Genomic DNA, 12,271 nt, shown 5'->3' on the forward strand with positions numbered 1-12,271 from the left:
CCCAACCCCATCGGAGCGGAAACTTAATCCGCGTCCCGCCGCCTAACTTCATGTAGACCGCATATACCGGTTCCCGGCATGCAGTCTTGTCATCCGTTTCGGCTTCTCCTCTTTCCCCTCCCCTATGAAACGGATGCTTATGGGGCACCTAGCATATCGGTGCCCCGTTTTTTTTGCGCCGCCAACGCGGCGCCCCTCATTCCACCCTGCTTCCGCTACGCGGCCAGCGCTTCGCGCCAGATGGCCGTATCCAGGCGCCGTACCCCGGTCGCCAGCGAGCCGTCGCGATACAGCTTCAGCCAGCGATAACCCGGCGGGGCCGCGTCGAGCTCGTGCCGGCCGTCACGAATGGCGAACTGGAAGCAGGTGGACGGCGTGGCCAGCATGCGCATGTGGTGGCGCCGGCGGTCGAAGGCCTGGTGCACATGGCCCCATAGCAGCACCCGCGTGCGGGGCAGTTCCGCCAGGCGCCGGAACAATGCCTGGGCATTGTCGACCATCATGGTGTCCTGCCAGGCGCTGTCCATCTGCAACGGGTTGTGGTGCAAGGCCACCAGCACGTGGCGGTCGCCCGCAAGGGCGGCGGCGCGCTCCAGTATGTCGAACTGGGCTTCGTCGATGTGGCCCGCGTCGGAGCCCGGCACGGTGGAGTCCAGCAGCACGATGCGCCAGCCGCCGATGTCGGTGACCGGCTGGGTCCATTGTCCCAGGGCGTCGCGCAGGGCCTGTGGATCGTCGTGATTGCCGGGCAGGCAGCGCACCGGCCAGTCGGTCTGCTCGAGCAGTTCGCGCAGGCGGCGGTACGCCGCCGGCGAGCCGTCGTGCGACAGGTCGCCGGTGGCCAGCAGCAGGTCGGGGCGATGGCCATTGGCGCGCACCAGGTCCAGCACCGCGCGCAGGCTCGCGTCGGTGTTGACGTGGCACAGCACGCCTGCCGGATCGGCCATCAGATGCGTGTCGGTGAGTTGCACCACCAGGATCGGTGCGTCGGCGCGGCCGGCGCTGGAAGTCTTTGCCGGCACGGGCGGCTCCTGCGGATATCGAACGAACCCCGTAACCTTACCGAAAAAAACGGCCTGGCCAGCCGTGACGCGTAACGAAACATGGATGGGGCTCTTTTGCCTTGGGGCGGTCCGGCGGTAGGGAAGGCCCCCACGCTGCGCCTGCGGCTTGCTGCCCCCCATGGGGGCTCTTTTGCCTTGGGGCGGCCCGGCGGTAGGGAAGGCCCCCCACGCTGCGCCTACGGCTTGCTGCCCCCCATGGGGGCTCTTTTGCCTTGGGGCGGCCCGGCGGTAGGGAAGGCCCCCACGCTGCGCCTGCGGCTTGCTGCCCCCCGTGGGGGCCTTTTGCCTTGGGGCGGCCCGGCGGCAAAAGAAGCTATTCTTGTTGCTCCGCGCGATGCGTCTCCGGAATGCCCGGTTCATGGATATTGGTTTTGTTGTGTTCGGCCTGGCTGGTTTGCTGACGCTGGTGTGCTTCATGCCGCCGCTGGCCGGCCGCTTGAAGTTGCCTTATTCGGTGTTGCTGGCGATTGTCGGTTGCCTGCTCGGCATCGGCCTGCACCTGCATGGCTGGGCGCCGCCGGTGCTGGGCGATTTGTTCGACACCATCGAGCACTTCGAGATCTCGTCCGAGACGTTCCTGATGGTGTTCCTGCCGGTGCTGCTGTTCGAGACGGCCCTGGCCATGAATGTGCGCCGGCTGATGGACGACATCGGGCCGATCCTGATGATGGCCATCGTGGCGGTGGTGGTGTGCACGGTGGTGGTGGGCTTTGCCGTCAGCGCCGTATCGTCGTATGGCCTGGTGGCCTGCCTGCTGCTGGGCGCCATCGTGGCCACCACGGACCCGGTCGCGGTGGTGGGCATTTTCCGGGAAGTGGGAGCGCCCAAGCGCCTGACCACGCTGGTCGAGGGCGAGAGCCTGTTCAACGACGCCGCGTCGATCGCCCTGTATTCGGTGCTGCTGGCGGTACTGGGCGGCCGCGGGACGCTGTCGGTGGGCGGCATCTTCAACGACTTCGTTTTCCACTTCGTGGGCGGCGGCATCGCCGGCTATGCGATGGGCCGCGGTGCCTGCTTCCTGTTCGCCTGGCTGCGCGGCTTTCCCACCGCGGAGATCACGCTGACGCTGACCCTGGCGTACCTGTCTTTCTTCATTTCCGAACACTACCTGGCTGTGTCGGGCGTGGTGGCCACGGTGGTGGCCGGCCTGGTGGTCGGCTCGACCGGCCGCACCCGCATGTCGCCGGTCACGTTCGAGCACCTGGCCAGTTCGTGGGAGCAGTTCGGCTTCTGGGCCAATTCTCTGATCTTCCTGTTCGCCGCGATGCTGATCCCGAAGCTGATGGCGGCCGCCGACCTGGAGGAACTGCTGCTGGTGGCCGTGGTGTTCGTGGTGACGCTGGTGGCGCGCGCCATCGTGGTGTTCGGCCTGCTGCCGCTTTTGGGGCTGACGCCGCTGGGCACCAAGGTCAGCACGCCCTACAAGACCGTGATGCTGTGGGGCGGCCTGCGCGGCGCCGTCTCGCTGGCCCTGGCGCTGGCCGTGACCGAGCAGGCGGCGGTGCCGGAGGCGTCGCGGCAGTTCATCGCGGTGGTGACCACTGGCTTCGTGCTGGCCACGCTGTTCATCAACGGCATCACCCTGCGGCCGTTGATCCGCATGCTGGGCTTGAACCAGTTGTCGCCGGTGGAGCGCACCATCCGCAACCAGGCGCTGGTGGTGGCGCTGGAAGACTTGCAAGGCAAGGCCGACGAGGTCGCGAAGACGGACCACATCAGCCCGGAGGCGAGCGAGCGCATCCACGCGGTGTTCGATGCCAGCCTGGCCAGCGTGCACGATGGCCAGGTCAGCCAGATGACCGACGAGCAGCGGGTTGCGGTGGGCCTGGCCATCGTCGCACAGCGCGAGCAGGAAATGTTCTTCGACATTCTCAAGGCGCAGATCGTCGACTGGCGCATGGCGGAGTCGCTGCTGGCGCGTTCCGAGCGGCTCGAGGACGCCGTGCGCACCGGCGGGCTGGAGGGCTTCGAGCGCGGCGTCGAGGCCGACGTGCGGTATTCCACCGCTTTCCGGCTGGCCTTGCGCATGCACTACATGTTCGGGTTCCAGGGCTGGCTGGCGCGCGAGCTGGGGCAGCGTTTCGCCAACCTGATGACCAAGCGCTCGGTGGCGCAGCGGCTGATCGCGTTCGCGCGCGACCAGATCGCGCCGTTGCTGGGCGACGCCGCGGCCCAGCGCATCGTGACCGCGCACCAGCGCCGCCTGGACCTGATCGATCACGCCTTGCAGGCGCTGAACCTGCAGTATCCGTCCTATGCGCTGTGGCTGCAGGAGAGCTACCTGGGCCGCACCGCGCGCGAGCTGGAACGCATGCGCTACCGCGACATGCTGGAGCAGTTCCTGATCAGCGGCGAGGTCTATGCCGACCTGATGGCGCAGTTGAAAAGCCGCTGGCGCCACATCGACAAGCACCCGCCGCTGGACATGGAGCTCGGCGCCGCCGAGCTGATTACCCGGGTGCCGCTGTTCGAAGGCCTGAGCCCCGATTCGCTGCGCGCCATCAGCAAGCTGCTCAAGCCGCGCCTGGCGCTGCCCGACCAGCCGATCCTGACGCGGGGGCGCCATGGCCTGGAAATGTGTTTTGTCGCCTCCGGCGCGGTGGCGGTGCACCTGCCCGATGGCACGACGGTCGAACTAGGCAGCGGCGAGTTCTTTGGCGAGCTGGCGCTGTTGGGCGAGCAGCAGATCAACCCCGACGTGCATTCGCTGGGCTACAGCAAGCTGCTGATGCTGTCGCTGCGCGACTTCGAAGCGCTGTTGGCGCGCGATCCGGACCTGCGCGACCGCATCCAGGTGGTGGCCAAGCAGCGGCTGCGCGCCATCGAGGTGTGGAAGCAGTTTTCGCAGACCGGCACCACCACGCCGCCGGCGCCGCCCGCAGCGCCGCCCGCGGCGCCGCCGGCCCCGGCCGATGCATGAGGCCGGCGTCCGGCGCGGGCTTCAGGTCGTCTCGCGCCGCACCAGCGTGAAACCGAGGTCGACATGGCGCTGGTCTGGCGGATTGCCGGCCAGTTGTTGCAGCAGCAAGCCGGCCGCCGTGGCGCCGATCTGGTAGCGCGGCGTGGCGATGGTCGACAACGGCGGGGTGGTCCAGGCGGTGCCGGGAAAGTCGTGGAACCCCACCAGCCCCATGCGGGCCGGCACCGCGATGCCGCGCCGGGCGCATTGGAAGACCGCGCCCTGGGCCAGGTCGTCATTGCAGAAGAACAGGCCGTCGCAATCGGGGTGCCGGTCGACCATTTGATCGAGCAGTTCCGCGCCGAGGGCGATGGACGATTTCTGGGGCGTCATGATTTCGAGCGCCGGGTCGTACAGCCCGGCCTCGCGCAGCGCGTGGCGGCCGCCTTCGCAGCGGCGCAGCGACCGCGGGTCGAGCTGCGCCCCGATGATGCCGATGCGGCGGTAGCCGCGCTCGGCCAGGTGGCGGCAGGCGGCCTGGCCGGAGTCGAATTGCGAGAACCCCACGCTGAGGTCGGTGGCGGCCGGGTCCAGCGTTTCGATGGTGTGGACGGTGGGCACGCCGACGCTGGCCAATAGCTGCCAGACGCCGGGCGTGTGGTCGATGCCGGTCAGGATCAGGCCGTCGGGCGAATGCTGCAGGTAGGTGCGCAGCAAGGTTTCCTCGGCGTCGAGGGAGTAGCCGGTCAGGCCGACCAGCAGGTGGTAGTCGTGCGCGTCGAGGGTTTCCTTGATGCCGGCGATGATGTCGACGAACACCACGTTGCTCAGCGAGGGGATCAGCGCCACGATGTTGCGCGACCGGGCCGAGGCCAGCGCGCTGGCGGCGTGGTTCGGCACGTAGCCGAGTTCCTGGCAGATGCGCGGGATGCGCTCGCGCAGCGCGGGGGCCACCTTCTGGGGCAGGCGCAGGGCGCGGGATACGGTGATGGCGCTGACGCCGGCGCGCCGGGCTACCTGTTGCATGGTGACCCGGCCGTCGCGGGTGCTGCGGGGCTTGCGTGCCGACATGTCCGATTTGTTTCCGGAAAAATGCGTAGTCTGCCGCAAGGGGTTTACAGCAGCCGAATGTTAGCGCTAACATCGCACAACATTCGAAAAAGATCAATCGGAGACAAGCATGCAGGCTGCTTCCCCGCGTCCGCCCCGGGGCCCCCGGACCTGGCTGGACCGCGCCGCCGACGGCTGCCGGCGCCTCCAGACCTGGCTCATGGTGGCCTGTCTGGTCGTCATGGTGGTGCTGCTGTTCGGCAACGTCACGTTGCGCTACGTATTCAATTCCGGCATCAACGTCTCCGACGAGATGTCGCGGCTGGCCTTTGTGTGGCTGATTTTCCTGGGCTCGGTGCTGGCGCTACGCGATCACCAGCATATCGGGGTGACCATGCTGGTCGCGCGTTTCGGGCCCGGCGCGCGCAAGGCCAGCCATATCGGCTGCCAGTTGCTGACGCTATGGGTACTGTGGCTGATGGCCGAAGGCAGCTGGAAGCAGACGGTCATCGGGCTGGATACGCGCCTGCCGGTCACCGGGCTGCCCATGGCCGTGTTCGACGCCGCGGTGCTGTATGCCGCCGTCGCCATGGGCGTGCTGACCCTGGTCGACCTGGCGCGGGTGCTGGCCGGCGGCGCGCCGCCGCTGGACGCCAGCCCCGAAGACCCGCTCGTCTGAGCCTCGCGACCCCGCTTCTTCCGCGCACCTAGCCATGACCCTGACCCTGTTCCTGGTGGTATTGCTGGGGCTCATCGCCCTGGGCATGCCGATCGCCTTTGCCTTGTTGCTCAGCGCGGTCGCCTTGATGTTCCAACTGAATTTCTTCGATCCGCAGATCCTGGCGCAGAACATGCTGTCGGGCGCCAACAGCTTTACGCTGATGGCCGTGCCGCTGTTCATGCTGGCCGGCGAATTGATGAACGCCGGCGGCATCTCGCGCCGTATCGTCAACCTGGCCGGCATGTTCGTCGGCCATATCCGCGGCGGCCTGGGCTACGTGGCGATTTTCGCCAGCGTGCTGCTGGCGGCCTTGTCGGGCTCGGCGGTGGCCGACGCGGCCGCGCTCGGCACGCTGCTCATTCCCATGCTGCGCGAACAGGGCTACAGCGCCGAACAGGCGTCGGGACTGATCGCCGCCGGCGGCATCGTGGCGCCCATCATTCCGCCCTCGATCTCTTTCATCATCTTCGGCGTGGCCACCAATGTGTCCATCACCAAGCTGTTCTTCGCCGGCATCGCGCCGGGCCTGCTGATGGGACTGACCCTGGTGGCCGTGTGGTCCTGGGTGGCGCGCCGGCAGGGTGCGCTGGCGCCGGCGCCGCGCCAGCCGTGGCGGGCCCGCCTGAGCGCGCTGCGGCAGGCCGTCTGGGCGCTGATGCTGCCGGTCATCATCATCGGCGGCCTGCGCGGCGGCATCTTCACGCCCGCCGAGGCGGCCGTGGTGGCCGCCGTCTATGCCTTGCTGGTCAGCCTGTTCGTATACCGCGAGATCACCTGGCGCGACCTGGGCCCGCTGTTCGTCAATGCCGCGCGCACCACGGCAGTGGTGATGTTCCTGGTGGCCGCCGCCATGGTGTCCTCGTACATGATCACGCTGGCCGACATGCCGCAGGACCTGATCGCGCTGCTCGAGCCGGTGCTCGACCAGCCCAAGATGCTGATGTTCGCGCTGCTGGTGCTGTTGACGCTGGTGGGGACCGTCATGGACCTGACGCCCACCATCCTGATCCTGGCGCCGGTGCTGATGCCGGTCGTCACCAAGGCGGGCATCGATCCGATCTATTTCGGCGTCATGTTCGTCATGGTGGGCTGCGTGGGCCTGCTGACCCCGCCCGTGGGCACGGTGCTCAACGTGGTGTGCGGCGTGGCGCGCATCAACATGGAAACCATTTGCCGGGGGGTGTGGCGCTACGTGGCCGCCTACACCGCCCTGCTCGTCATTCTGGTGATCTTCCCGGAACTGATCACCGTACCCGCGCGCTGGCTTTACTAGGACCCGTCCACTCAAAAAGAGTCCTGGATTTCCCTGCCACGGCAACCAAGCCCGCGCACGTCCCAGCAACCAAGGAGGAACATCATGAGCAAGACCTGGAAGAGAACCCTGTTGGCGATCACGGCCGCCGTGTCGTGCGCCTGCGCCGGCGTGGCGGCCGCGCAGGACATCAAGCCGCGCCTGATCCGTTTCGGCTATGGCCTGAACGAAGACAGCGTGCAAGGCCGCGCGGCGCGCCACCTGGCCGAGGAGCTGGAAAAGCTCAGCGGCGGCAAGATGAAAATGAAGACGTTCGGTTCGGCCAGCCTCGGTTCGGACGAGCAGATGCAAAGCGCCCTGGTGGGCGGCGTGCAGGAAATGATGGTGGGCTCGACCGCGCCGCTGGCCACCATGGTGAAAGAGTTCGGCGTATTCGACCTGCCGTTCCTGTTCAACACCGACCAGGAAGCCGATGCCGTACTGGACGGCCCGCTGGGCGAGCGGCTGCTGAAGAAGCTGGAGGCCAAGGGGCTGGTCGGCCTGGTGTACTGGGAGAACGGCTTTCGCAACCTGACCAACTCCAAGCACCCGGTCGTCAAGGCCGAGGACCTGGAAGGCATCAAGCTGCGCGTGATGCAGAACCAGGTGGCGCTGGGCGTATTCAATGCGCTGGGAGCCAACGCCGTGCCGATGCCGTTCTCGGAGTTGTTCACCGCGCTGGAGACGCGCACCGTCGATGGCCAGGAGAATCCCGTCACGACCATCCAGAGCAGTAAATTCTATGAAGTGCAGCCGTACCTGACCATGACGCGCCACGTCTATACGCCGTGGGTGTTGCTGGCGTCCAAGAAATGGTGGGACACGCTGTCGCCGGACGAGCAGAAGCTGATCCGCCAGGCCGCCGTGGCGTCCCGCGATTTCGAGCGCAAGGACAGCCGCGCCGACTCCCAGAAGGCCATGGACACCCTGAAGTCGCACGGCATGAAGATCAATGTCGTCTCGGACGAGGAAATCGCCCGCATGCGCCAGAAGGTGCAGCCGGTGGTGGACAAGTACACCCAGGAACTGGGCCCCGAACTGGTCAAGGAACTGCAAGACGAAATCCAGAAGGCGCGCGGCTGAGCCGCGTCGCCCCGCGCCGGGTCCGGGCGGACCCGGCGCCATCGTCCACTGTTGCATCGTAGTGATTCGCCATGTCCCAGACGCCCCGCAAGCTGCGCAGCCAGAAATGGTTCGACGACCCCTCCAACGCCGACATGACCGCCATTTATGTCGAGCGCTACCTGAATTACGGCCTGACGCGCGCCGAGCTGCAGTCGGGCCGTCCCATCATCGGCATTGCCCAGACGGGCAATGACCTGGCGCCCTGCAATCGCCACCATTTGCAGCTGGCCGAGCGCGTGAAGGCGGGCATTCGCGATGCCGGCGGCATTCCCATGGAATTCCCCGTGCACCCGCTGGCCGAACAGGGGCGCCGGCCCACCGCCGCGCTGGACCGCAACCTGGCCTACCTGGGCCTGGTCGAGGTGCTGCACGGCTATCCGCTGGACGGCGTGGTGCTTACCACCGGCTGCGACAAGACCACGCCGGCCTGCCTGATGGCCGCCGCCACGGTGGACATCCCGGCCATCGTGTTGTCCGGGGGCCCGATGCTCGACGGCTGGCACGACGGCAAGCGGGTCGGCTCGGGCACGGTGATCTGGCATGCGCGCAACCTGATGGCCGCCGGCGAGATCGATTACGAGGGCTTCATGACGCTGGCCACGGCCTCGTCGCCCTCGGTGGGGCACTGCAACACCATGGGCACGGCGCTGTCGATGAACTCGCTGGCCGAGGCCCTGGGCATGTCGCTGCCGGGCTGCGCCAGCATTCCCGCGCCCTATCGCGAGCGCGGCCAGATGGCCTATGCCACCGGCATGCGCATTTGCGACATGGTGCGGGAGGACCTGCGGCCCTCGCACATCCTGACCCGCGAGGCGTTCGAGAACGCCATTGTGGTGGCCTCGGCGCTGGGGGCGTCCAGCAATTGCCCGCCGCACCTGATCGCCATGGCGCGCCACGCCGGCATCGACCTGTCGCTGGACGACTGGCAGCGCCTGGGCGAGGACGTGCCGCTGCTGGTCAATTGCGTGCCGGCCGGCGAACACCTGGGCGAAGGGTTCCACCGCGCCGGCGGCGTGCCCGCCGTGCTGCACGAACTGCAGGCCGCCGGCCGCCTGCATGGCGATTGCCGCACCGTGTCGGGGCAGACCATCGGCGCCATCGCCGCCGCCGGCAAGACCCGCGACCGCGACGTGATCCGCACCTGCGACGCGCCGCTGCGGCACCGCGCCGGCTTCATCGTGCTGTCGGGCAACTTCTTCGACAGCGCCATCATGAAAATGTCGGTGGTGGGGGAGGATTTCCGCCGCGCCTACCTGGACACCCCGGGCGACGAGAATGCCTTCGAGGCGCGCGCCATCGTGTTCGACGGCCCGGAGGACTACCACGCCCGCATCGAGGATCCGGCGCTGAACATCGACGAGCACTGCATCCTGGTGATCCGCGGCTGCGGCACGGTGGGCTACCCCGGCAGCGCCGAGGTGGTCAACATGCGGCCGCCGGCCCACCTGCTCAAGCGCGGCGTCGAATCGCTGCCGTGCCTGGGCGACGGACGCCAGAGCGGCACTTCGGCCAGTCCGTCGATCCTCAACATGTCGCCGGAGGCGGCGGTCGGCGGCGGCCTGTCGCTGCTGGAGACCGGCGATCGCCTGCGGGTGGACCTGAACCAGCGCTCGGTCACGCTGCTGGTCGACGCCGGCGAGCTGGAGCGGCGCAAGGCGGATGCCCGGCCGGTGCCCATCCCGCCGTCACAGACGCCCTGGCAGGAGATCTACCGGCAGATGGTGGGCCAGCTGTCCACCGGCGGTTGCCTGGAGCCCGCCACGCTGTACTTGCGGGTGGTCGAGACGCGGGGCGATCCGCGCCATTCGCATTGACCGGCCGGGTTAGCGCGCGGGGATTTCCCCGCGGGCGCGGCGCTGCGTGATGTCTTCCAGGATCACCAGCGCGGCTTCCGCCGTGAATTCGCCGTTGGCGATGCGCTGCACCGCCTCGCCTACGTCCACCTGGGCGATCTCCATGACTTCGCCGTCGCGGTTGGCCGGCTGTGTGCCGGCCGGCAGCACGCAGGTGCTGGTGAGCAGGTCCTCGACCTGGTAGCCCTCGGGCAGCCGGCGGTGCATGCGCAGGATGGTGCGCAGGGGCGAGCGGGCGGCGAGCTGGGCCGGCTCCAGCCCGGCTTCTTCGGCGCATTCGCGCAGCAGCGCCTGCTGCAGGTCTTCGCGGCTGCCCGCCAGGCCGCCCACCAGGGTGTCCCACATGCCGGGGTCGGTGGCCTTGCTGAGCGCGCGGCGGGCGATCCACAGCCGGCCGTCGGGCGTCCAGGCGTTCAGGTGCACCGCGCGCGTCAGCAGCCCGAGCGGGCGCATGGCGGCGCGCTCGATGGCGCCGAGGCACTCGTCCGCGGCCAGGATGTCCAGCAGTTCGTCGCGCCAGCCGCGCAGGCAATCGGCCTCGCGCAGCGTCCGCGCCACCTCGGCCAGCAGGGCGTCGAGGGGTTCCCCGGCCTGCAGCCCGCTGCCGATGCGCAGCGCGTCCGGGCGCAGTTCGATCTGCGCCACGCCGCGCAGGGCGTCGCAGGCGGCCTGGGTGGCCCAGCCGCAGCAGCGGTCGGCCACGTACAGCGGCAGCGCCAGTTCGGGCGGATGTTCCTGCACGCGCTCGGCGAGTTGCGCATACAGCGCGGCCAGGCGCGCCGGATCGTCGTGGCGTGAGGGGTTCGGCATGGCGGCGATTGTAGTGCAGGCCCATCGCAGAGCCGTCAAGTGGGGGCAGCGGGGCTCAATGTCAAGAGGCTAAATTACATTGGGTTGCGCGTCCGCTATAATTCTGCGGTTTCTTTGTGATTCGAGTGGGGTAGACCGGGCAGTGCTAGCCCGGCTTCGCACCTGCCGTCTAATAATTGCGTGTATTCCGCTCTCGCCGCCAAGCGGGCGTGGAAACGCCCGCGCCGTGTTTCGAGGTAAGCATGAAGAAGTGGAGAGGGATACTGGGCGCTTGTGCACTGCTGATGGGCAGTGTCGCCAACGCGCAGGTACAAGACATGCCCGGCGGCCCGAAAGTCAACCAGCTCAACCTGCACGAAGGCGTGACCCAGATCGCGCAAGACGTCATGTGGTTGCACTGGCTGCTGCTGATAATCTGTGGCGTGATCTTCATTGGCGTCTTCGGCGTCATGTTCTATTCCATCTGGGCGCACCGGAAGTCGCGCGGGCACAAGGCCGCCACCTTCCATGAGCACCTGGGCGTGGAAGTCGCCTGGACGGTCATCCCCTTCATCATCGTCATCGCGATGGCGCTGCCGGCCACCAAGACCGTGGTCGCCATGAAAGACACTTCCAGCGCCGACCTGACCGTCAAGGTCACCGGCTACCAGTGGAAGTGGGGCTACGAATACGTCGACGGCCCCGCCGCCGGCGTCAAGTTCCTGTCCACCCTGTCCACGCCGCGCGCCCAGATCGAAGGCCGCGAGCCCAAGGGTGAGTTCTACCTGATGGAAGTCGACAACCACCTGGTGGTGCCGGTCGACAAGAAGGTGCGCATCGTGCTGACCGCCGCCGACGTCATCCACTCCTGGATGGTGCCGGACTTCGGCGTCAAGCAGGACGCCATCCCGGGCTTCCTGCGCGACACCTGGTTTCGCGCCGAGAAGACCGGCATCTACCGCGGCCAGTGCGCCGAGCTGTGCGGCAAGGACCACGCCTTCATGCCCATCGTGGTCGAGGTCAAGTCGCAGGAAGACTACGACAAGTGGGTCGAGGATCAGAAAAAGAAAATGGCCGCCTCGGCTGACGATCCCAACAAGGAATGGACCAAGGAAGAGCTGGTCGCCCGTGGCGAGAAAGTCTACGCCGCCAACTGTGTGGCCTGTCACCAGGCCAACGGCAAGGGCGTGCCGGGCTCGTTCCCGGCGCTGGACGGCGACAAGACCGTGCTGGGTCCCAAGGATGCGCAGATCCAGACCGTGCTGCACGGCCGGCCCGGCACCGCGATGGCCGCGTTCGGCGGCCAGCTGAACGACGTCGAGATCGCCGCGGTCATCTCGTATACGCGCAACGCATGGAGCAATGCGGGCAAGGGACAGGATCCCGTGGTACAGCCCAAGGATGTCGTGGCCGCGCGCTGAGCGCGCCCCGCGTATCCTGTCAGTAGAACCCGTTACGTAGAGACACCTGCCGGCCTCC

The 12,271-nt window shown here is 67.7% G+C and carries 9 protein-coding genes; 6 read left to right on the forward strand and 3 right to left on the reverse strand.

Annotation, left to right across the window (positions count from 1 at the left end):
• Window positions 1–215 precede the first annotated feature (215 nt).
• Window positions 216–1,022 carry a phosphodiesterase gene (locus CAL24_RS00860; protein WP_028353712.1) on the reverse strand — a complete coding sequence of 269 codons (807 nt, stop codon included), beginning with the start codon at window positions 1,020–1,022 and terminating at the stop codon, window positions 216–218.
• A 400-nt stretch (window positions 1,023–1,422) separates the two neighbouring features.
• Here CAL24_RS00860 and CAL24_RS00865 point away from each other — a divergent pair, with 400 nt between their 5' ends.
• Window positions 1,423–3,984, forward strand: a complete 2,562-nt coding sequence (locus CAL24_RS00865; RefSeq protein WP_038853276.1) for a cation:proton antiporter — start codon at window positions 1,423–1,425, stop codon at window positions 3,982–3,984.
• Window positions 3,985–4,005: 21 nt separating this feature from the next.
• On the opposite strand, the gene CAL24_RS00870 is transcribed toward CAL24_RS00865, so the two are convergent.
• Window positions 4,006–5,034, reverse strand: a complete 1,029-nt coding sequence (locus CAL24_RS00870) for a LacI family DNA-binding transcriptional regulator (protein WP_094805482.1) — start codon at window positions 5,032–5,034, stop codon at window positions 4,006–4,008.
• Between the two features lie 199 nt (window positions 5,035–5,233).
• Here CAL24_RS00870 and CAL24_RS00875 point away from each other — a divergent pair, with 199 nt between their 5' ends.
• The 4 genes from CAL24_RS00875 (at window position 5,234) to CAL24_RS00890 (ending at window position 9,964) form a co-directional block, all read left to right on the forward strand.
• Window positions 5,234–5,692 (forward strand): TRAP transporter small permease, encoded by a 459-nt coding sequence (locus tag CAL24_RS00875; protein ID WP_419670614.1) that lies wholly within the window; start codon window positions 5,234–5,236, stop codon window positions 5,690–5,692.
• Between the two features lie 34 nt (window positions 5,693–5,726).
• A complete protein-coding gene (locus CAL24_RS00880; RefSeq protein ID WP_094805483.1) occupies window positions 5,727–7,007 on the forward strand; it encodes a TRAP transporter large permease in 1,281 nt (426 codons plus the stop codon).
• Between the two features lie 84 nt (window positions 7,008–7,091).
• Window positions 7,092–8,108, forward strand: a complete 1,017-nt coding sequence (locus CAL24_RS00885) for a TRAP transporter substrate-binding protein (RefSeq protein WP_028353708.1) — start codon at window positions 7,092–7,094, stop codon at window positions 8,106–8,108.
• Window positions 8,109–8,179: 71 nt separating this feature from the next.
• The gene (locus CAL24_RS00890; RefSeq protein ID WP_028353707.1) at window positions 8,180–9,964 is read left to right on the forward strand and encodes an IlvD/Edd family dehydratase; all 1,785 of its coding nucleotides are present in this window, start codon (window positions 8,180–8,182) and stop codon (window positions 9,962–9,964) included.
• Window positions 9,965–9,973: 9 nt separating this feature from the next.
• Here CAL24_RS00890 and CAL24_RS00895 read toward each other — a convergent pair whose 3' ends face one another.
• Window positions 9,974–10,813, reverse strand: a complete 840-nt coding sequence (locus tag CAL24_RS00895; protein WP_094805484.1) for an NUDIX hydrolase — start codon at window positions 10,811–10,813, stop codon at window positions 9,974–9,976.
• Window positions 10,814–11,055: 242 nt separating this feature from the next.
• Between CAL24_RS00895 and coxB the strand changes: the two genes are divergently transcribed.
• The gene (gene coxB / locus CAL24_RS00900; protein WP_028353705.1) at window positions 11,056–12,213 is read left to right on the forward strand and encodes a cytochrome c oxidase subunit II; all 1,158 of its coding nucleotides are present in this window, start codon (window positions 11,056–11,058) and stop codon (window positions 12,211–12,213) included.
• The last annotated feature ends 58 nt before the right edge of the window (window positions 12,214–12,271 follow it).

The sequence above is a fragment of the Bordetella genomosp. 2 genome, assembly GCF_002261345.1.
In the GTDB taxonomy this organism is placed as follows: Bacteria; Pseudomonadota; Gammaproteobacteria; order Burkholderiales; family Burkholderiaceae_B; genus Bordetella_A.